Source organism: Arthrobacter sp. MSA 4-2 (assembly GCF_016405885.1).
Lineage (GTDB): Bacteria > Actinomycetota > Actinomycetes > Actinomycetales > Micrococcaceae > Arthrobacter_D.
Genome location: NZ_JAEKGC010000015.1, coordinates 1 through 20,725 on the forward strand (window position 1 = coordinate 1; position 20,725 = coordinate 20,725).

Genomic DNA, 20,725 nt, shown 5'->3' on the forward strand with positions numbered 1-20,725 from the left:
GCCAAGGAACAGGGCCTGTGGCACGACCCGTCCACCGAGATCCGGTTCTCCGAATACCTCGAACTCGACCTCTCCACGGTGGTGCCCTCCATCGCCGGGCCCAAGCGCCCCCAGGACCGGGTCGCACTGACCGAATCCAAGAGCCAGTTCCGGAAGGATCTGGCGAACTATGTGCACGCGGTCGACGACGACGCCCTGGATGAGGCCCTCGACGAGACCTTCCCCGCCTCCGACGTCCCGGCGATGACGGCGCCCCTGGTCGCCTCGGCCGCCTCCCCGGGCCGCGGGCGTCCCTCCCGCGCCGTGCCCGTGTCCATGACCGACGGGCGGGAGTTCGAACTCGACCACGGGGCGGTGACGATCGCCTCGATCACCTCCTGCACGAACACCTCAAACCCTTCCGTCATGCTCGCCGCCGCGCTGCTGGCGCGCAACGCCGTGGAGAAGGGCCTGAGCTCCAAGCCGTGGGTGAAGACCTCCGTCGCCCCGGGCTCGAAGGTCGTCACCGACTATTACGACCGTTCCGGTCTCACCCCGTACCTCGAGAAGCTCGGCTTCTTTCTCGTCGGGTACGGCTGCGCCACCTGCATCGGCAACTCCGGTCCGCTCGAGGACGAGATCTCCTCGGCCATCTCGGCGCACGACCTCACGGTCGCCGCCGTCCTCTCCGGCAACCGGAACTTCGAGGGCCGGATCAACCCGGACGTGAAGATGAACTACCTGGCCTCCCCGCCGCTGGTGGTCGCCTACGCCCTGGCCGGCACCATGGACTTCGACTTCGAGCACGACCCCCTGGGGCTCGATGCGGATGGAAACGGCATCTTCCTCCGCGATATTTGGCCGAGTCCGGTCGAGGTGCAGGCGGTGATCGACTCCTCGATCGATCAGGAGATGTTCACCTCGAGCTACGGGTCCATCTTCGAGGGCGACGAGCGCTGGCAGTCCCTGCCGACGCCGGCCGGCGATACCTTCGCATGGGACCCCGCCTCGACCTATGTGCGCAGGCCCCCGTATTTCGAGGGCATCACCGCGGTGCCGAAGCCCGTGGGTGACATTGCCGAAGCCCGGGTGCTCGTGATGCTCGGGGACTCGGTGACCACCGACCACATCAGCCCGGCGGGCTCCTTCAAGTCCGACACCCCGGCCGGACGGTACCTGCTCGAGCACGGCGTGCAGCGCAGGGACTTCAACTCCTACGGCTCGCGCCGCGGCAACCACGAAGTGATGATCCGCGGCACCTTCGCGAATATCCGGCTGCGCAACCGCCTGCTCGACGGCGTCGAGGGCGGCTTCACCCGGGATTTTACCCAGACTGGCGGCCCCCAGACCTACATCTACGACGCGGCGAGGAACTACGCCGTCGCAGGTACGCCGCTCGTGGTCCTGGCCGGCAAGGAATACGGCTCCGGCTCCTCACGCGACTGGGCGGCCAAGGGCACCGCGCTGCTGGGCGTCAAGGCGGTGATCGCCGAGAGCTACGAGCGGATCCACCGGTCCAACCTCATCGGCATGGGCGTGCTCCCGCTCCAGTTCCGCCAGGGCGAGAATGCCGCAGCCCTTGGACTGAGCGGCACCGAAACGTTCTCGGTGGAGGGCATCACGGCGCTCAACGCGGGCAGCATCCCCGACACAGTCCGCGTCACGGCGGTTCCGGAGGAGGACGGCGAGCCGGTTTCCTTCGACGCCGTCGTGCGCATCGACACCCCGGGTGAGGCCGACTACTACCGCCACGGCGGCATCCTCCACTACGTTCTGAGGCAGCTCAGTGCGCAGTGAGCCCCGGATTTCCACCGGAAAGCTGCCCGAACCTCCCGCCCACTTAGCCGCCGCGAAGGGCGTGCCGGGCGTCGGACGCTCGGAGATCGGGCACCTCAGGGGGAGCTGTGACGTTAGAGTTAAGGGAAATTGCCCTGGCGAAGTCTTCGCCGCAGCAGACGACCTGAGGAGGCGCCGGTGGGACTTCTTGAGACAATTCGCAGCCCGCAGGACCTGAGCCGGCTTACCGAATCCCAGCTCGACGCCCTCGCCCGGGAGATCCGTTCCTTCCTCGTGACCAACGTCTCCCGCACCGGCGGGCACCTCGGCCCCAACCTGGGCGTGGTCGAACTGACCCTGGGCATCCACCGCGTGTTCGACTCGCCGCGCGACAGCATCATCTTCGACACCGGCCACCAGTCCTACGTCCACAAGCTCGTCACCGGCCGGCAGAACTTCGACACCCTGCGCCAGCAGGGCGGCCTCTCCGGGTACCCCTCCCGCGCCGAGTCCATCCACGACATCGTCGAAAGCTCCCACGCGTCGTCGTCCCTGTCCTGGGCCGACGGGATCTCCCGTGCCCGCGTCCTGAATGGGGAGGGCGACCGGTACACCGTCGTCCTCGTCGGCGACGGCTCCCTCACCGGCGGCATGGCCTGGGAAGCGATCAACAACATCGCCGCGGACAAGCGCCGCCGCGTGGTGATCGTGGTGAACGACAACGGACGCTCCTACGCCCCGACGATCGGCGGCGTCGCCGACTACCTCGCCTCCCTCCGGCCGGCGCTCGACTCGGTCCGCACCCACAAGGTGTACGAGCGGACCCTCGAGTGGTTCACGGGCCGGCTGCAGGCCGGTGGGCCCGCGGGCCGCTTCGCGTACAAGAGCCTCCACGCCACGAAAAAGGGCGTGAAGGACTGGTGGGCTCCGCAGGGCCTCTTCGAGGACCTCGGCATGAAGTACGTCGGCCCGGTCGACGGCCACGACCTCGGCGCCGTCGAGCAGGCACTCCACCTGGCCCGCAATTACGAGGGCCCTGTGATCGTCCACGCGATCACCGAGAAGGGGCACGGCTACGCCCCGGCGCGCGCCCACGAGGCCGACCAGTTCCATGCCGTGGGCATCATCGACCCGGGCACGGGGGAGCCGGTCGAGTCCGGCGCCTCCCAGTCCTGGACCTCGGTCTTTGCCAACGAGATCGCCGACATCGCCGACGAGCGCCCCGACATTGTGGGCATCACCGGCGCCATGCTCATCCCGGTCGGGCTCCACCGTTTCGCCGCCCGCCACCCGGACCGCGTGTTCGACGTCGGCATCGCCGAACAGCACGCGCTCACCAGCGCCGCGGGCATGGCCTACGGCGGACTGCACCCCGTCGTCGCGCTCTACGCCACGTTCCTGAACCGGGCCTTCGATCAGCTCCTCATGGATGTGGCGCTGCACAAGGCCGGGGTCACCATCGTCCTCGACCGCTCGGGGGTCACCGGGCCCGACGGCGCCAGCCACCACGGCATGTGGGATCTCTCCATGCTCCAAACGGTGCCCGGACTGCACCTTGCCGCCCCCCGTGATGCCACCCGGCTGCGCGAGGAGCTGCGCGAGGCCGTCTCCATCCCCGACGCCCCGAGCGTGGTGCGCTACTCCAAGGGCTCGGTCGGTGCGGAGGTCGAGGCCATCGAGCGCCTGGGCGACGGCGTCGACGTGCTCGCCCGGCGCCCCTCCGGGTCCACGACCAACGACGTGCTGATCGTCAGCGTCGGCGCCATGAGCGAACTCGCCCTCGATGTCTCGAACCGCCTCGGGGCCCAGGGCATAAGCTCGACGGTTATCGACCCCCGCTGGGTGCTGCCCGTCTGCCCGTCGGTGATCGAGCTGGCCGCCGAGCACCGCATCGTCATTGTGATCGAGGACGGCGTGCGCGCTGGCGGCGTCGGATCGAGGATCCGGCAGGAGATGCGGGCCGCGGGCGTCGACACCGCCCTGAACGAGGTCGGCCTCCCCGTAGAGTTCCTCGACCACGGCTCGCGGAGCGAGGTGCTCGCGCGCGTCGGCCTGACCGCACAGAAGGTCACCCACGACATCGTGGCGCAGGTCCTGGGAACGAAGGTCCCGGTGGCCCGGCCCCTGCCCGGCCAGGAGTCCGCTGCCGGCCGGGAGTCCACTTCCGGCCAGGACGCGACCACGGGACAGTTCCCGACCCTCTAGGCTCCTTGCCTGCGTCAGCCCAGGAGGGCCCCGGCGAAGCGCAGGAACACCGACGCGGCGCCCGCCACGACCAGCAGCGCCACCAGGACCCAAGACCATTCGGCCAGCAGCCGTGCGGTACGTGGACGAACCGGCAGCACCCCGGAGGCGGCATTACGCGCCGTGAGCTGCACCGTCAGGACGATCATCACGACCCAGACCACCATGCAGTAGATACAGAGGATCGAGATCACGAACAGCGCCTGGAACCATAGCCAGAGCGTGAACGCAGCGCCGAGGACCGTACCGGCCTGCAGGCCGAGCCAGTACCAGCGGCGCAGCTCGGCGCCCGCAAGCAGCGCCACGCCCGTGGTGATCACGACGGCGAAGGCCACGAGCCCGATCAGCGGGTTGGGGAAGCCGAACACCGCGGCCTGCTCCGTCCGGAACACCTCGCCGCAGGAGATCCACGGGTTCACGTCGCAGCTCGTGACGTACCCCGGGTCCGCGTAGAGGGCGAGCCGTTCGAGGACCAGCTGCCCCGAGGCGAGCCAGCCGATGAAGCCGGCCGCAACCAGGAGGAAAGCGAACCGCCGCTCCGGCCGTCGGGTCACGGCTCCTTTCTCCGGATTCGTGCCGGAGGGAGCAGCGTGCGCGGTGTGTGCCATGGGGTTGTCGTCGTCCTCGGGTGGGCGGTCGGCGCCGGCATCCCGTGCGCCGATGGTTCCGCCACTCTAACCGCCGGAACGGCTGATTTGCATGCTGGTGTGAGACAATTACCGTGGCTGGTTCGGGAACCACATTTCCGTTCCGGTCCAGCGACAGGCTTCCGCTCTGCGGGCGATGCTTCCGGCACACCGAGCCCACCAATCCTGGTGGGCGGTTCCGGAATCCGCCTCGCAGGCCACCGTGATTACGACGGATGAGTTGGAAAAGCGCCGCTGGTCTTTGAGTGATGCCGCACCCTCCAGCCGGTGCGACCTCAAACGACACAATGACGACTTCCGGTCGCCGCTAGGGCGTAGGGTCCGCGGACGGCCGACATACTGCCCTGGAGGGCGCTGGAATGTGGCCGGTGCCGCAGGGGCTGGAGCCTATACATATGGATCAGTTCGAAACGCAGATCAACGAGCAGGGTGCAGCAGCAGGGGCCGCCGAGACGCAGTCCCCAACAGCGCCGGTGAAGCGGGCCCCACGGGTCCGCAGGGCGGCGAGCTCGCCAGCCGGAGCGCCGACGAAGGTCCCGGCAGCCGAAACCGCCGGGGACACCCCCGCGCCGGAAGCATCCGCAGCGCCGGCCGCCGCCGCACCGGCCGACACGGCCGCCGAAGCGCCCCGCCGCCGCGCCACCCGGGCACGCAAGGCCCCGGTCGCCGCGCCGGAATCGCCGGTGGAGGCACCGCTTGACGCCGCCGGTGACACGGCAGCCATCGAAACGGTCGCCAAGGACACGACCGGCACCAACGCGACCGGCTCCGACACGACAGCTAGCGACACGGCAGCCGCCGCGGAGCCGGCACCGAAGGCGAAGGCCACCCGCACCCGCCGCAGGGCGGCAACGGCCGAAGCAGGACCGGCAGCGCCGGCGCCCGAGGTTCCCTTCGGAGAGCCCGCCGCCGCAGAGGCCGCCGTGGCCGCGGCCGCCGTCGCCGGTGACACCGCCAACGCCGCCGACGACGGCGCAGCAGCCGGTGTAGGGCAGGAATCGCCCGCCGCCGAGAAGCCGGTCCGGGCCCGCCGGACCGTACGCACCCGCCGGATGAAGAGTGACGCCGTGGAGGCCGTCGAGGTTCCCGCGGACGGCGAAGAAGCCGAGGAGGCATCCGACGGCTCGGCCGACGACGCCGGAACCGAGGCCCCGGCGGCCGCCGCACAGCGGCCCGATGCTACGCAGGCCGGAAAGACCGGGCCGGGCACGGCGGAGACGGCCGCCGAGTCCGCACCGAAGAGCGCCGAACCCTCGTACGTCGACCCCTTCGCCGTTCCGGATTCGCCCCTCTCGCTGCTTTTCCACGCCCCCGACCTGAGCGCCGCGGTCCAGGCCGTCAAGGTCACCGAGCCGGCGCTTGAGGACGACGAGGACGACGACACCGAAGACTCCGGACCGCGCCGCCGGCGCAGCCGCCGCCGTGGCCGGAACCGCAGCGACAACGGCACCGGCGACGTCCAGGACGACGAGACCGGTGACTCCGCGGAGGGACAGTCCAACGGACCCTCCTCCGAGGCAGGGGACGCCGTCACATCCCGGCGCCGCCGCCGTCGCCGCCGCGGAGACCAGGACCTCGAACTGACCGGCGGGGAGGACGACGATCCGCCCAACACCGTGACCCGGGTCCGCGCCCCGCGCCAGAGCAACGACGTCCCCTCGGACCGTGTGACCAGCGTCAAGGGCTCCACCCGCCTTGAGGCGAAGAAGCAGCGCCGGCGTGAATCCCGCGATTCCGGCCGCCGCCGCCAGGTCATCACGGAGGCCGAGTTCCTTGCGCGCCGCGAATCCGTCGACCGCCAAATGGTGGTGCGCCAGCGCGACGACAGGATCCAGATCGGCGTGCTCGAGGACGGAATCCTCGCCGAGCACTTCGTCTCCAAGACCCAGCAGGACTCGCTGATCGGCAACGTGTACCTCGGGAAGGTGCAGAACGTCCTGCCGAGCATGGAGGCTGCCTTCGTCGACATCGGACGCGGCCGCAACGCCGTGCTCTACGCCGGCGAGGTCAACTGGGACGCCGCCGGCCTCGACGGGCAGCCGCGCCGCATCGAGCTGGCGCTGAAGTCCGGCGACCCGGTGCTCGTCCAGGTCACCAAGGATCCCGTGGGCCACAAGGGAGCTCGCCTGACCAGCCAGATCTCCCTGCCGGGCCGCTACCTCGTGTACGTGCCGGGCGGCTCCATGACGGGCATCTCCCGCAAGCTGCCCGACGTCGAGCGCAACCGGCTCAAGCGCATCCTCAAGGACCGCCTGCCCGAGAACGCCGGGGTCATCGTGCGCACCGCGGCCGAAGGCGCCAGCGAAGAGGAACTGACCCACGACATCAACCGGCTGCGCGCCCAGTGGGAGGAGATCGAACGCAAGTCCTCCTCGACCAAGACGCTCGCTCCGGAGCTCCTCTACGGCGAGCCTGACCTCACCATCAAGGTGGTCCGCGACGTCTTCAACGAGGACTTCTCCAAGCTCCTTGTCTCCGGCGAGGAGGCCTGGGACACCATCGAGGCCTACGTCATGTACGTGGCGCCGGACCTGGTGGGCCGCCTTGAGAAGTGGACCTCGGAGGAGGACATCTTCACCGCGAGCCGCATCGACGAGCAGATCCAGAAGGCCCTTGACCGGAAGGTCTACCTTCCCTCCGGCGGCTCGCTGGTGATCGACCGCACCGAGGCGATGACCGTCGTCGACGTCAACACCGGCAAGTTCACCGGCAGCGGCGGCAACCTCGAGGAGACAGTCACCAAGAACAACCTCGAAGCGGCCGAGGAGGTGGTGCGCCAGCTGCGGCTGCGCGACATCGGCGGCATCATCGTCATCGACTTCATCGACATGGTCCTCGAAGCCAACCGCGACCTCGTGCTGCGCCGGCTCGTCGAGTGCCTCGGCCGGGACCGCACCAAGCACCAGGTGGCGGAGGTGACCTCTCTCGGTCTCGTCCAGATGACCCGCAAGCGCATGGGCACCGGACTGCTCGAGGTCTTCGGCGAGGTCTGCGAGCACTGCGCCGGCCGCGGCGTGGTGACCCACGACGAGCCGGTCGAACACCGCCGCCACGCCGTCTCCACCGAGAACCACCAGCAGCACCTCCGCCAGGAGAAGATGTCCCGCAGTGAGCGCAAGCGCAGCCGCGGGCGCACCCCCGAGCCGGTCGAAGAGCCGCAGGCAGCCCCGGAGCCGCGAACGGAAAACCCGGAACGGGCAGCCAAGGCGGAGGCGGCGCGTGCTGCCCTCGCGAGTATCGCCGCGGCCACCCACCATGCCGCACACAGCGAGGAGGCGCTGGCGGTAGCGCCGGAGAAGGCACCGGCCCCGGAGACGGCGCCCGCCACCGAGAGGTCCCGGGCCGAGGCAGCCGCGGCGGTCCTTACCATCAATGGTGAGACCGTCACCCTGCCGCGTGCGGAAGCGGCCGCGGCGGCCGCCGCACCCGAGGGCCCGCGGCTGACGCTCGACAGCCTCGCCGAGGCCTTCGACAAGAAGCCGGCCGGTGGACGGGGTGCGGGAGCCGCGGAGGCCCCGGCCCGGGACGCGGTCCAGCCCTCGGAAGCTGCGGCTCAAGCCTCGGCCCCGGCAGCCCCTGCCGCCCAGTCAGCACCGGCCGCCCAGGGGTCCCGCCGCCGCCCGCGGCGCCGGGCCGCCAGCGCCCAGGGCTCGAACGCCTCCATCGAGACGGTGACGGCCTCCGGTGCGGGCGAAGCCCAGCCCGGCGCGCAGCACGTGGCCCGGGCCGGGAAGCCCGCCCCGCGGGAGGACACCGGGGGAGACGAGCCGATGATCCTCGGCGTCGGCGTGCCCGCCTCCGACCTGTAGTCAGGACCGCAGCTTCCTCGAGCGCGAAGGAGCCGGACCCCGCACCGCGGGGGCCGGCTCCTTGGCTGTCCAGAGGAGTTTCCGGCGGACCGCACACCCGTGCGGCTCCGAGGACGCGGAACGGCGTCGCCAAGCAGAATTGACCTCCGCCGGGTGCTCTCGCCCGCCGTTTCTGCCGGGACGAGGCCTGAATTTGCGGGAAGCCGCCCCACTGACGTAACCTTGATCTTCGGTGCGTTCGCCTTCTAACCGGTGTATCCGGGGCGTAGACGCACGGCGCAGATATGGCTCTTTGAAGTGTCCTTCCCGGATGCCAGCCGCAGAGCGCAACCAGTTTTTCACATCAGAAGTCAAGATTGTCGAGAGAAGTGAGTTCCCAAGTGGTGTACGCGATTGTCCGCGCAGGCGGCCGCCAAGAAAAGGTTTCCGTTGGAGACCTCGTTACCCTTGACCGCGTCACCGGTCAGGCAGGAAGCACCTTTGCGCTGCCTGCCCTCCTTCTGGTAGACGGCGACAAGGTCACCTCAGCAGCGAAGGACCTCGAGAAGGTTACCGTCACTGCCGAGATCGTTGAGAATCTTCGCGGCCCGAAGATTGTCATCCAGAAGTTCAAGAACAAGACCGGCTACAAGAAGCGCCAGGGTCACCGTTCAGAGCTGACCCGCGTCAAAATCACAGGTATCAAGTAACCCTCTGCGGTTGCTCGGTCGGTCAAACAGTATCTTCAGCGAAGGCAGGCATAACTCATGGCACATAAGAAGGGCGCGAGCTCCACTCGCAACGGTCGCGACTCCAACGCGCAGTACCTCGGCGTGAAGCGCTTCGGCGGCCAGGTCGTCAAGGCCGGCGAAATCATCGTCCGCCAGCGCGGCACCCACTTCCACCCCGGTGCCAACGTTGGCCGCGGCGGGGATGACACGCTGTTCGCCCTCGAAGCAGGTGCCGTTGAGTTCGGTACCCGCCGCGGGCGCCGCGTCGTGAACATCGTTGGAGCAGCCGCGGAGTAATCTGCCGCTTTCAACGCACGATGCTCCAAGCATTGAGGTGGGGTGGGCCGACATGGCTCACCCCGCCTTCTTTTAAGCCGGTTAGACCCGGCACAGTGAAGCATTTCAGAAGGAGATCAACGTGGCCAGCTTCGTTGACCGAGTAGTCCTGCACGTTTCCGGCGGCACAGGCGGCCATGGCTGCGTGTCCGTCAAGCGCGAGAAGTTCAAGCCCCTGGGCGGGCCCGACGGCGGCAACGGCGGCGACGGCGGCGACGTGATCCTGCGCGTCGACCCGCAGACCACCACCCTGCTCGATTACCACCACGCCCCGCACCGGCACGCCACCAACGGCGGCAACGGCATGGGCGACTGGCGCGGCGGCAAGAACGGCGAGACGCTCATCCTTCCGGTGCCCGACGGTACCGTCGTCAAGGCCAAGGACGGCACCGTGCTGGCCGACCTCGTCGGCGAGGGCGCCGAGTTCGTCGCCGCGGCCGGCGGCCAGGGCGGGCTGGGTAACTCCTCGCTGTCCTCCCAGAAGCGCAAGGCCCCCGGCTTCGCCCTGCTGGGCATCCCCGGCGACGAGCGCGACGTCGTCCTGGAGCTGAAGTCGATCGCCGACATCGCCCTGGTCGGCTTCCCCTCGGCCGGCAAGTCCAGCCTGATCGCCGCGATGTCCGCCGCACGGCCCAAGATCGCCGACTACCCGTTCACCACACTGGTCCCCAACCTCGGCGTCGTCGAGGCCGGCAACACCCGCTTCACCATCGCCGACGTCCCCGGCCTGATCGAGGGCGCCAGCGAAGGCAAGGGCCTGGGCCACCACTTCCTGCGCCACGTCGAACGCTGCGCCGCCCTGGTGCACGTGCTTGACACCGCGGCCCTCGAGACCGACCGCGACCCGCTCAACGACCTGACCGTGATCGAACGCGAACTCGACAAGTACGCCGTCGACATGAGCTTCGCCGGCTCCGACGGGGAGGTCGTCCCCCTCAACGAACGTCCCCGCCTCGTGGTGCTGAACAAGGTGGACGTGCCCGACGGCCGCGACATGGCCGCCATGGTGCGCCCCGAGCTCGAGGCGCGCGGCTACCGCGTGTTCGAGGTCTCCGCCTCAAGCCACGAGGGGCTGCGCCAGCTCGGCTTCGCCATGGCCGAGATCGTCCAGGCTGCCCGCGACGCCGTGAAGGCCGCCCCGCCGAAGGTCGCGCCTCCCGTCCTGCGTCCGCGCGCCGTCAACTCCGCCGGATTCCGCATCCGCAACGAGGAAAAGGACGCCCTGCCCCTGTTCCGCGTGCTGGGTGAGAAGCCCGAGCGTTGGGTCAAGCAGACCGACTTCACCAACGACGAGGCCGTCGGCTACCTCGCAGACCGCCTGGCGAAGCTCGGCGTCGAAGAGCAGCTGTTCAAGGCCGGTGCCAAGCCGGGCGACACCGTCGTCATCGGCGAAGGCGACGGCGTCGTGTTCGACTGGGAGCCCACCATGATGGGCGGGGCGGAGCTGCTGGCCGGCCCCCGCGGCACCGACCTGCGCCTGGCCGAATACGTCCGCCCCACCCGCGAGCAGAAGCGCGAGGAATACCAGGAGCGCAAGGACGCCAAGGCCGCCGCGCGCGCCGAGCTCGAGGCCGACCGCAAGGCGGGCATCTGGACCGAGTCCGTGAACAACAAGGCCAAGCGCACCCCCGCCCCCGCAGACAACGCGGGCGACCAGGCGTAGGGACGCGATGGCAGCACACTCACCCCTGACGGACCGCTCCGGGCTGCCCGGAGCCCGGAGGGTCGTCGTCAAGGTGGGGTCGTCCTCGCTGACCTCAGTCTCGGGCGGGATCTCCACCGAGGCCCTCGTGGGCCTCGTCGACATCCTCGCGGCACGGCGCCTGGCCGGCACCGAGCTGATCCTGGTGTCCTCCGGGGCGATCGCGGCGGGCCTCGCCCCGCTGGGGCTCGCGCGCCGTCCGGCGCAGCTGTCCTCCCAGCAGGCCGCGGCGAGTGTGGGGCAGGGACTGCTGATGGCCCGCTACACGCAGGCCTTCGGCGCCCACGGGGTGACAGTGAGCCAGGTGCTGCTCACGGCCGATGACCTGATCCGGCGCTCCCACTACGCCAACGCCCACCGGGCGATGGAGCGGCTGCTGAACTTCGGCGTCGTGCCGATCGTCAACGAGAACGACACCGTGGCGAGCCACGAAATCCGCTTCGGCGACAATGACCGCCTCGCAGCGCTGGTGGCCCACCTGGTAAAGGCCGACGCCCTCGTGCTGCTCTCCGACGTCGACGCCCTGTACGACGGCCCGCCGACGGACGGCGCGCAGCGCATCTCGGACGTGCACTCGGCAGCCGACCTCGAGGGCGTCACCATCGGACGCGCCGGCGCAGCCGGAGTCGGCACCGGCGGCATGGCCACCAAGGTGGAAGCCGCCGGGATCGCGGCGGCCTCGGGCATCCCCGCGCTCGTGACCTCGACGGCGAACGCCGCAGCGGCCCTGAACGGGGCCGACGTCGGCACCTGGTTCTCCGCCGGAGGCCGTCGGCAGCCCATCCGGCTGCTGTGGCTGGCCCACCTGGCGCGTATCCAGGGCACTCTGATCCTCGACGACGGCGCCGTGAAGGCAGTGGGGGAGCGGCGGCGCTCACTGCTGCCGGCGGGCATCCTTGCCGTGAAGGGCGACTTCGAGCCCGGCGATCCGGTGGAGATGGTCGACACCACCGGCCGCGCCGTCGCCCGCGGGCTCGTCAACTACAGCTCCGCCGAACTGCCGCCCATGCTGGGGCGCTCCACCCGGGACCTCGCCGAGGAACTCGGGCACGAGTACGAACGCTCGGTGGTCCACGTCAACGACCTCGTGGTGCTCTAAGCCGAACCGCCCCATTCCGGCGGCGGGAGCCGGGCCGCGGCACTGCGCGACTCTCGGTAGACTGTGCTCATGATTCCACCCCAGACGCTGCAGGGCGGGCACGCCCCCGCCGAGCCCGAGGACGCCGCCGTCCAGGCCGCGTCAGGTGAACCGACCGCCGCTGAACCGACCATCTCGGAACCGACCGCCGCCGAACCGGACGTCACGGAATCGGACATCACCCCGGCCGTGTACGCCCTGACCGACCGTTCCCGCGCCGCCTCCCGCATCCTTGCCTCGGCGACCCGCGCCAAGAAGGATCGGGCCCTGCGCGCCGTGGCAGCTGCGCTCATCGAACGCCAGAACGCCGTCCTCGACGCCAACGCGCTCGACGTCGAGGCGGGCCGTGCCAACGGCACATCGGCCTACCTCCTTGACCGGCTCAGCCTCGACCCGGGCCGCGTGGCCGGGCTGGCCCGGGCCCTTGAGGAACTCGCGGCCCTTCCCGATCCGGTGGGCTCGGCGGTGCGCGGGCAGACCCTGCCCAACGGGATCCGGCTGCGCCAGGTGCGGGTGCCCCTTGGCGTCGTCGCCGCCATCTACGAGGCTCGACCCAATGTCACGATGGACATCGCCGGCCTGGCCCTGAAGAGCGGCAACGCGGTGATCCTGCGGGGCGGATCCGCCGCGGCGCACACCAACGCCGCGCTCGTGGAGATCATCGGCGCGGTGCTCGAGGAGAGCGGACTGCCGGCCGACGCGGTGCTGAGTGTCGACCAGTACGGCCGGGCCGGGGCTGCCGCCCTGATGGGCGCCCGCGGCCGGGTCGACGTTTTGATTCCGCGCGGCGGGCGGGACCTGATCCAGACGGTGGTCCGTGAATCCTCGGTGCCGGTAATCGAGACGGGCGAGGGCAACGTTCACATCTTCCTCGATGAGAGCGCCGACGCCGAGATGGCCACCGACATCCTGCTCAACGCCAAGACCCAGCGGCCCAGTGTCTGCAACACCGTCGAGACCCTGCTGATCCACAGCGGTGCCGCCGCCGCACCCGCGGTGCTCGGCCGGCTCGCAGAGGCCGGCGTCCGCCTCCACGTCGACGGGCGGGCCCAGGCCCTGCTGCCCGAGGGGACGGCGTCCGAGCCGGCCACCGACGACGACTGGAGCCGGGAGTACATGGCCCTCGACCTCGCCGTCGGCGTCGTCGATTCGGTGGACGAGGCGTTGGTTCACATCCGCCGCTGGAGCACCGGGCACAGCGAGGCCATCATTACCAACAACCTGGCCAACTCTGAGCGGTTCATCTCCGGCGTCGACTCGGCGGCGGTCCTGGTGAACGCCTCGACCCGGTTTGTTGACGGCGGGGAGCTGGGCCTGGGTGCGGAGGTCGGAATCTCCACCCAGAAGATGCACGCCCGCGGACCCATGGGCCTTGCCGAACTGACGACCACGAAGTGGATCATCCAGGGCGAAGGGCAGGTGCGGCAGTGACGCGCGTGTGCGGCTCCGATCGAGCAGCGCGTAATATGGTACCGAACCTGCACGCCGGCCCGGGCGCTCCGGCGGTCCGCCAATACATTTCAAGGGGAACTACATGCTGAATTTCTACGCCGACGCAGCGGTGCTTGCAGGCGAGGCGGCGGTGCACCACGAGCTGCCGCTTCCGGCGATCGTGTATCCGCTGATCGTCGGGGGCTTCCTGCTTCTGCTCATGATCGTCACCCTCTCGTTCTCCAATCTCGGCCACCGGCACCAGGCCACCCGCGAGCACCTCGACCCGCACAAGCAGCACCCCAACAAGCACGACCACGGCGAAGCCACCCGGCGCTAGTTCCCTTGGGCGATTCGACGAAGACCGGCGAGCCGGGCACCGGGGACACCGCACCGCACCGGCGGCGTGACGGCGGGCCGTGGCGGCTCGGTGTCATGGGCGGCACCTTCGACCCGATCCACCACGGGCACCTCGTGGCGGCGAGCGAAGTCGCCGCCGTGTTCGGCCTGGACGAGGTGGTCTTTGTTCCCACCGGACAGCCGTGGCAGAAGGCTGACACCCGCGTGACGTCGGCGGAGCACCGGTACCTGATGACGGTGATCGCCACGGCCTCGAACCCGGACTTCACCGTGAGCAGGGTGGATATCGACCGGCCCGGTCCGACCTTCACCATTGACACGCTGCGCGACCTCAAGGCCGCCCGGCCCGAGGCCGAGCTGTTCTTCATCACCGGGGCGGATGCGATGGCGCAGATCCTCTCCTGGAAGAACGTCGACGAACTGTGGACCCTCGCCCACTTCATCGGAGTGACGCGCCCCGGGCACGAGCTCGACGGCGGCGGGCACGACGTGAGCCTGCTTGAAGTCCCGGCCATGGCCATTTCCTCGACCGACTGCCGCCGCCGGGTCGAATCGGGCAACCCGGTGTGGTACCTGGTGCCGGACGGGGTGGTGCAGTACATCGCCAAGTACGGGCTTTATGCAAGGACCGACGCTCCCGCCGCGCAGGGGACCGACGACGGCGCCGGGCCCGGGACGCCGCCCCACGGTGTCAATCCCACAGCGCTTCCGCAGACGACCGGATGAGAAAGCAATGAGCAAGGCTAACGACGAGAAGGACCCACGACCCGCCGCTTCCGGCCGCGGGTCTTCCGCTGTGTCGGGAATCGGAACCGCAGGCGGGGTGCAGCGGCGGAGCCGGCGTGCCGCCGATGCGCCGGTCGACGCGGAGGTCCACACCTCCGAGCGAGTATCCCTGGTGCGGGCGAGGGACCGTGAGGCCCTGCGCACCTACCGTGCCCTGGCCGAACACTCCGTGCCCGCGGTCGCCAGCTCATACGACGCGATGCCCACCCGCCGCCAGCTGCGGCTGCAGCAGCAGGAAGCCCAGGCCGCCAGGGCGGAGGCTCCCGCGACTGCTCCCGGCGGCACGGTTCAGGGTGATTCCGCGCCTGCTGCTTCGACCGCCGCTGCTTCGACCGCCGCTGAGTCGGCCTCCGATGCTTCGACTCGCGCCAATGCCAGCGACGGCAGCGGCGCGCATGGATCCGCCGGAGCGGCCCCTTCGGGTGCGCGGACGGCACCGGAGACGGCCGCGCCGCATGCGGAAGGCCGTCCCCTGCACCCCGATGGAACCCCCATCGAGCGGAGGATCGCCCAGGTGCCGCTCGAAGGCCGGCGCGACCGCCGCCGCCGCGTGAGCACCGAGGGAGACGGCGCGGCCGGGCCGCAGGCACCCGGTGCCGCCCCCGCCGGTCAGGGAGCCGTTGGGGAGGACCTGAGTATCGAGCAGGCCCTCGCGGCCCGCGAGGCCATCGCCGCGCAGGCACGGGACCAGGTCGCGATGATCGAGGCGGCGCAGGGCGCCGACCCGTTCGCCGTCGACCCCGCCATCCTGGCCAAGCAGAAGGCCCTGGCCGAACGCGCCGCCGTCCTCAACAGCAGGGCGCAGAAGATCCAGCAGCTCTCCGAGGAAAACTCCCAGCGGCGTCCGCAGTCGAGCGATCCGACCACCGCGCATAACCTCTCGATCGTCGCGCCGCCCGAATACGTTAAGGTGCCCGGGGTAGGCGGCCCGGTCCTGAAGGCCCCGACCACCTCCCACGTTCCGGTCGTCCGCCGGCCCCTTCCGTCGAAGCCATCCGCCCAGCCTGCGGCCCCCGCCTCGGCTCCTGCCTCCACCGGCAAGGGCCCCGAACGGCGGTCGCAGGTGCTGGCGCAGGCCGAAACCCTCGCGCGCAACCACGGCCGGGCCACCGACGACGGCGCCACCCCCGTGCGTGCCCAGAGCGCCCACGGGCTCGACCCCCTTGACGCAATGACTGCGGGCCTGGCCCGGGTTCGGCGGATGAGGTACCTGCAGTTTTCAATACTCGGGTTGGGCGTGCTTGCACTCCTGGCCGGAATTCTAATGATTGTCAGCGGCTTCGGCGGCTGACCACACACAAGGAGATCAGTGAGCGCTACCGAATCGTCCATCGGGATTGCCCGCACCGCGGCACACGCCGCAGTGGACAAGATTGCCCAGGACATTGTTGCCATCGATGTAAGCGAGCGCCTCGCGATCACCGATGTTTTCCTCATCGCCTCGGCGCCGAGCGAACGGCAGGTCAATGCCATCGTCGACGGCATCGAGGAGGAGCTGTCAAAGCAGGGCCTGAAGCCCGTCCGGCGTGAAGGCCGCAGTGAAGGCCGCTGGGTGCTGCTCGATTACGCCGAGGTGGTCATCCACGTCCAGCACGAGGAGGACCGCGTCTTCTACGCCCTGGAGCGGCTGTGGAACGACTGCCCGTCCGTCGACCTGCAGCTCGAGGGCTCCCTCCAGAGCTCACCGCAGAACCCCGATGCGCCCAGCGCCGTCAGCACCGAAGCGGAGTGACGGGACACCGGCACAATGACCCTGCCGCCCGCAGGGTGATCTTCTGGCGGCACGGGAGAACGGCCTGGAACCACGGCGGAATGTTCCAGGGCCAGGAAGATATTCCGCTCGATGCGACCGGCCGGCGCCAGGCGTCCCGAGCCGCCGGGCTGCTCGCCCAGCGCCACCCGGCGCGCATTGTTTCCTCCGACCTCAGTAGGGCCGCCGACACCGCCCACGCCCTGGCCGCCATCACCGGGTTGAAGGTGCGGCTGGACAAGCGCTTCCGGGAGACGGCCGCCGGTGCGTGGCAGGGGCTCACCTTCGCCGAAATCGATGAGCGGTTCCCCGAGGACAATGCCGCCTGGCGCGGGGGCGACCCCTTGGTCCGCGCCGGCGGTGCGGAAAACCGCGAGGAGGTAGGCCGCCGAATGAGCGAGGCCACCCTCGAAGCGGTGGAGGACCTCGCCGCCGGACAAACCCTTGTGGTGGTCAGTCACGGCGGAGCGATCCGCGCCGGACTCGCCGCCCTGATGGGCCTGCCCTCAACCACCTGGGGTGCGCTGGCTGGAGTATCCAACTGCCACTGGTCGCTTCTGGACGAGCAGGTCCGCACCCCGGAGGCGCTCTATTCGTGGCAGCTGCGGGAGCATAATGTGGGTCTCGGGTCCTTCCCTGCGGAGCCGATCGAGGGCTAGCGGGGGCAAGTTCCGGCCGATTTTGCAGGAGCGGAAAACTTTACTAAACTAAACGAGTTGCTTCAGCCGGTTAGCCGGAGGGAAACAACGGATTGGGGCTGTGGCGCAGCTGGTAGCGCACCTGCATGGCATGCAGGGGGTCAGGGGTTCGAGTCCCCTCAGCTCCACCAATCCGCCGCCAGGATCCGGGAATTGCTCCCGGAACCTGGCGGCTTTTCCGTGCCCGGCTGGCGGCCCGAGCGGACCGGAACCTGCAACAGTTAAGGAACGATTCCGGCGTCCCCGCCCACGCACGCACCGGCGGGCCTCACAATGGACCGAGCGACGCACAATGGATCGATCAGCGGCCGTCCGGGAGGTCCCCATGAGCAAGAGGCGCACATCCGTTCAGTCCTTCGGCGGGGTCCTCGGCCTCGCCGTCCTGCTCGGAGCCTGCGCTCCGGCCGCTTCGGAGCCGGTCTCCGGGCCCGCACCGTCGGCCTCAAGCAGCGCCCCGGCGTCCTCAACGCCATCCCCTCCGGCTCCGGGCGCGGCGCCAAGTTCCACAACACCAAGCTCCACGGCCCCCACCAGCCCCGCACCGCCGACCGACCCGCCCATGGCGCCGGGCTGGAACACCTACACGACCCTCGACGGCGAGCTGGCCTTCGACTATCCCGAAAACTGGGCGATCCGCGCGGCCGACGGGGCAGCGCCCGGCGGGGTGTCCATCGAGGTGGTCAGCGACACCGGAAAGTCGATCGCGAACCTCCGCACCAATCTGGTGACCGGCGCCGAGTGCGCCCAGAAGAGTCCCTACGGGGTGATCGAGTCGCGGCCGCTGCCCGCCCTGACCCACGCCGGAAGTACCCCCCGCTTCGTCTTCGAAATCCGCAGCGACCCAGCGCAGGCCGACCCGCAGAAGGGATTCAGCGGAGCCTATGGCATCAGCTCGGCGCCGGAGCCGGTGGGCCCGACGGCGTGCCCCATCGCGCACTTCTTCACCTGGCCTCCAAGCGGCGCGGCCTTCGGGGGCATCTACGACCCCTTCGACACAACGCCCGGCAACCCGCCCCACGCCGATACGCCGCAGGTGTACGCCGAGACGGACGAGTTCGGGAAGATCCGCACCATGATCACCTCGCTGCGCCCCGCGGGGTAGGCCGTCACCGGGCTCGGCGTCCCGTTACGGGGCCGCCGGCGGGGGCGGCCGCTACCGGGCGGGTCCCGGCTGCCCCGGGCCGTCCCGGTTTTCGGACAGCCAGCGCCGCGACCAGATCACCACCACGTACACCACGAGGCAGTTGGTAATGACCCGTATCAGGGTCAGTTCGGTGCTGTAGGCGCCGAAGATCAACACCGTGACGAGGACGACGAAGGCGCTCCTCCTCAGGAGGGAAAAATGCCGGGACGTCAGGCCGCTGGGCCAGGGGTGGAAGTCAACCTGCGGCGGCTTGTCCGCGTTTCCAAACACATCAGCTCCTCGGGTGGTTTCAGCTGATGCAGCAATGGTGCTCGCTCGGCGCACCGCACACAAGGCCTTTCCCGGAGCCCGCGGTTTTTGGTCCTGTCCACCCGCGTGCCCGCGTTGGTAGGGTACGGGCATGGCTTCTCAACTTGTACGTCCGCGCAACGGCAAGGTGATCGCGGGTGTCTGCGCGGCCCTCGCCGCCCGCTTCGGCATTTCCAAGACCCTCGTGCGGCTGCTGTTCGTGATTTTCGGCCTGGTCGGGGCCGGGGAGATCGCCTACATCATCCTGTGGATCGTGATCCCCAAGTCGTACTGACACCACGAACCGGCCGGACCCGCCGGGTCCGGCCGGCATCACCGAGCGGGCCCGCCGGTTCGGGGCTGCCTGGTCGGGCGCCCGGCCGGTCGGCCGGGTGGGTCAGTCCCACCCGGTCAGTCCCACCCGGTCAGGCGCCCGACCAGGCATACCGGATGTCCGGTGCCCGCTCCTCATTCCCTGCGCCGTCCGTGCGTTCGACGGCGACGAACCCGTGCCTTTCGTAGAACCGCCTGGCGCCGAGGTTTGACTCGAAGGTCCACAGCTGCAGGCCCGAGGGCTGCAGCGCCTTGGCGTGGCCGACCAGGAGGGTGCCGACCCCGCGTCCCCAGTATTCAGGGGCGACGTAGAGCTGGTCGATCCACCCGGGGCTCAGGCTGAGCAGGCCGGCGGCCCGGCCGTCCCCGTCAACCGCAAGCCAGGTCTGCCCTTCGGCGATCAGCACCCCGCGGACAAACTCCTCGTCCTCCGCCTCGGTGTGGGCGGCCGAGGGCAGGTATGCGGCGGCGGCCGTGCGGGAGCCCCGGAAGACGCGGATCGCCGCGGGAGCGTCCGCCGAACCGGCGCGGCGTATCAACATTGCCTTTTCCTGTCCCACACCGCCGAGGCGGTGCCGCTGAGGTGAACCGGTTGGGAAGGATCAGCCGCCGGTCCTCCGCGGTGCCGCTGCGTCCCGGCCGGGAGCATCGAACGATTCGGCCTCGATGACCTCCTTGCGGACCTCCCCGCTGAGGGTTTCCTCGTGCGTGATGATTTCCTTGAGCACGTGGATCCGCTCGACGGCGACGATCTCGGTCTGCACCACGGGGCGCTCCTGGTAGAGCACAATGGTCACCTCGTCTCCGCTGAAGGCGGACCCGACGGCGGCATACAGGTCGTCCCGGTCCACGGCGGTTTCCTCGTCGCGTTCCACATAGGTGTACGACCCGCCGCCGGTGGGGGCGGCCCCGTTGGTGTGCCCGTTGCCGTTGCCGTTGCGGTGGCCCGGAACGTCGTCGAGGGGGACGCGCTCGATGGAAAGCTCTTCCCGCCGGACCGGCACCGTGATGGTGACCTCCTCGGTGACGATCCTCTTCACCAGGCGCACCCGCTCGGTCTCCCGGATTTCGGTGCCCGCGCGGAGCTGTTCCTCGGAGCGGATCATCACGTGGTCGCTCTCAAGCCGGGACGTGGCGTGCTCGTCGGACCGGCCGCCGGCGGCCTCGTCGACGCCGGGGAGGAGTCCGTAGTGGCGCAGCAGGTGCTTCTCCTCCGCCTGGCTCAGGTGTCCGTCCTGGGACATGCCCGGGGAGGCCAGGACCGATTCACGGGGGTAGGCGACCTGGACGTCGCCACCCGCGGTGGTGGCACCGTCGAGGGGCACAAAGGACTCGGCGGCGGAGGTTCCCGTGTCGACGGTGACCCAGGTGGGCCGGCCTGTCCCGTCGTCGACATACAGGCGCCCCAGCGGGCCGAGGACCTGCCCGTCCGCGCTCAGGACGTTGCCGCCGGCGCTGATGAGCTCCTTCATCTGTTCCTGGGTGATCATGGGGTCTCTTTTCCGCAGTGGAGATGGTCCGGGATGCCTAATGCATTTATGTTCTGAGGCTCACCACCATATACCAAGCATGCTTAGTACACGGTGGGCCACGC

At 69.7% G+C, this 20,725-nt stretch carries 19 protein-coding genes and 1 tRNA gene; 16 read left to right on the plus strand and 4 right to left on the minus strand.

The features are described from left to right. Both acnA and dxs read left to right on the plus strand, forming a co-directional pair. A partial coding sequence (gene acnA, locus I6N91_RS15195) for an aconitate hydratase AcnA (protein ID WP_198813963.1) occupies positions 1 to 1,776 on the plus strand: 1,776 nt, incomplete at its 5' end. 177 nt (positions 1,777 to 1,953) lie between these two features. Then, positions 1,954 to 3,960, plus strand: coding sequence for a 1-deoxy-D-xylulose-5-phosphate synthase (gene dxs, locus I6N91_RS15200; RefSeq protein ID WP_198813964.1), 2,007 nt, complete (start codon positions 1,954 to 1,956; stop codon positions 3,958 to 3,960). A gap of 14 nt (positions 3,961 to 3,974) precedes the next feature. Here dxs and I6N91_RS15205 read toward each other — a convergent pair whose 3' ends face one another. Beyond that, positions 3,975 to 4,553: a vitamin K epoxide reductase family protein gene (locus I6N91_RS15205; RefSeq protein ID WP_307843381.1), complete on the minus strand. Its 579-nt coding sequence runs from the start codon at positions 4,551 to 4,553 to the stop codon at positions 3,975 to 3,977. A 488-nt stretch (positions 4,554 to 5,041) separates the two neighbouring features. On the opposite strand from I6N91_RS15205, the gene I6N91_RS15210 reads away from it, so the two are divergent. The 13 genes from I6N91_RS15210 (at position 5,042) to I6N91_RS15270 (ending at position 18,468) form a co-directional block, all read left to right on the plus strand. After that, positions 5,042 to 8,455, plus strand: a complete 3,414-nt coding sequence (locus I6N91_RS15210) for an Rne/Rng family ribonuclease (RefSeq protein ID WP_198813968.1) — start codon at positions 5,042 to 5,044, stop codon at positions 8,453 to 8,455. 380 nt (positions 8,456 to 8,835) lie between these two features. Continuing rightward, positions 8,836 to 9,144: a 50S ribosomal protein L21 gene (gene rplU, locus I6N91_RS15215; RefSeq protein ID WP_120168912.1), complete on the plus strand. Its 309-nt coding sequence runs from the start codon at positions 8,836 to 8,838 to the stop codon at positions 9,142 to 9,144. A 57-nt stretch (positions 9,145 to 9,201) separates the two neighbouring features. Beyond that, a complete protein-coding gene (rpmA, locus tag I6N91_RS15220; RefSeq protein ID WP_026545518.1) occupies positions 9,202 to 9,462 on the plus strand; it encodes a 50S ribosomal protein L27 in 261 nt (86 codons plus the stop codon). Between the two features lie 121 nt (positions 9,463 to 9,583). Continuing rightward, a complete protein-coding gene (obgE, locus tag I6N91_RS15225) occupies positions 9,584 to 11,164 on the plus strand; it encodes a GTPase ObgE (RefSeq protein ID WP_198813970.1) in 1,581 nt (526 codons plus the stop codon). 7 nt (positions 11,165 to 11,171) lie between these two features. After that, entirely contained in the window at positions 11,172 to 12,302 is a 1,131-nt protein-coding gene (gene proB / locus I6N91_RS15230) for a glutamate 5-kinase (RefSeq protein WP_198813972.1), read from the plus strand. A gap of 69 nt (positions 12,303 to 12,371) precedes the next feature. Beyond that, positions 12,372 to 13,772, plus strand: a complete 1,401-nt coding sequence (locus tag I6N91_RS15235; protein WP_198813974.1) for a glutamate-5-semialdehyde dehydrogenase — start codon at positions 12,372 to 12,374, stop codon at positions 13,770 to 13,772. Positions 13,773 to 13,875: 103 nt separating this feature from the next. Next, entirely contained in the window at positions 13,876 to 14,112 is a 237-nt protein-coding gene (locus I6N91_RS15240; protein ID WP_198813976.1) for a hypothetical protein, read from the plus strand. A 95-nt stretch (positions 14,113 to 14,207) separates the two neighbouring features. Next, the gene (gene nadD, locus I6N91_RS15245; RefSeq protein WP_198814055.1) at positions 14,208 to 14,858 is read left to right on the plus strand and encodes a nicotinate-nucleotide adenylyltransferase; all 651 of its coding nucleotides are present in this window, start codon (positions 14,208 to 14,210) and stop codon (positions 14,856 to 14,858) included. A 7-nt stretch (positions 14,859 to 14,865) separates the two neighbouring features. After that, positions 14,866 to 16,209, plus strand: a complete 1,344-nt coding sequence (locus I6N91_RS15250) for a hypothetical protein (RefSeq protein WP_198813978.1) — start codon at positions 14,866 to 14,868, stop codon at positions 16,207 to 16,209. Positions 16,210 to 16,227: 18 nt separating this feature from the next. After that, a complete protein-coding gene (gene rsfS, locus I6N91_RS15255) occupies positions 16,228 to 16,650 on the plus strand; it encodes a ribosome silencing factor (RefSeq protein WP_120168924.1) in 423 nt (140 codons plus the stop codon). Beyond that, positions 16,647 to 17,327 (plus strand): histidine phosphatase family protein, encoded by a 681-nt coding sequence (locus I6N91_RS15260; protein ID WP_307843382.1) that lies wholly within the window; start codon positions 16,647 to 16,649, stop codon positions 17,325 to 17,327. Before rsfS ends, I6N91_RS15260 begins: the two co-directional genes overlap by 4 nt. 94 nt (positions 17,328 to 17,421) lie before the next feature. Further along, positions 17,422 to 17,497 (plus strand) — tRNA-Ala (locus tag I6N91_RS15265). Positions 17,498 to 17,691: 194 nt separating this feature from the next. Then, positions 17,692 to 18,468 (plus strand): hypothetical protein, encoded by a 777-nt coding sequence (locus I6N91_RS15270; protein WP_198813980.1) that lies wholly within the window; start codon positions 17,692 to 17,694, stop codon positions 18,466 to 18,468. A 51-nt stretch (positions 18,469 to 18,519) separates the two neighbouring features. Here the strand turns inward: I6N91_RS15270 and I6N91_RS15275 are convergent, their stop codons facing one another. Further along, positions 18,520 to 18,780, minus strand: coding sequence for a hypothetical protein (locus I6N91_RS15275; protein WP_198813982.1), 261 nt, complete (start codon positions 18,778 to 18,780; stop codon positions 18,520 to 18,522). A 130-nt stretch (positions 18,781 to 18,910) separates the two neighbouring features. Between I6N91_RS15275 and I6N91_RS15280 the strand changes: the two genes are divergently transcribed. Continuing rightward, positions 18,911 to 19,093, plus strand: a complete 183-nt coding sequence (locus I6N91_RS15280; protein ID WP_133404792.1) for a PspC domain-containing protein — start codon at positions 18,911 to 18,913, stop codon at positions 19,091 to 19,093. Between the two features lie 130 nt (positions 19,094 to 19,223). On the opposite strand, the gene I6N91_RS15285 is transcribed toward I6N91_RS15280, so the two are convergent. Both I6N91_RS15285 and I6N91_RS15290 read right to left on the minus strand, forming a co-directional pair. Next, positions 19,224 to 19,673, minus strand: coding sequence for a GNAT family N-acetyltransferase (locus tag I6N91_RS15285; protein WP_198813990.1), 450 nt, complete (start codon positions 19,671 to 19,673; stop codon positions 19,224 to 19,226). Positions 19,674 to 19,733: 60 nt separating this feature from the next. Beyond that, complete coding sequence (locus I6N91_RS15290; protein ID WP_198813992.1) at positions 19,734 to 20,621, minus strand: YsnF/AvaK domain-containing protein; 888 nt, start codon at positions 20,619 to 20,621, stop codon at positions 19,734 to 19,736. Positions 20,622 to 20,725: the final 104 nt, after the last annotated feature.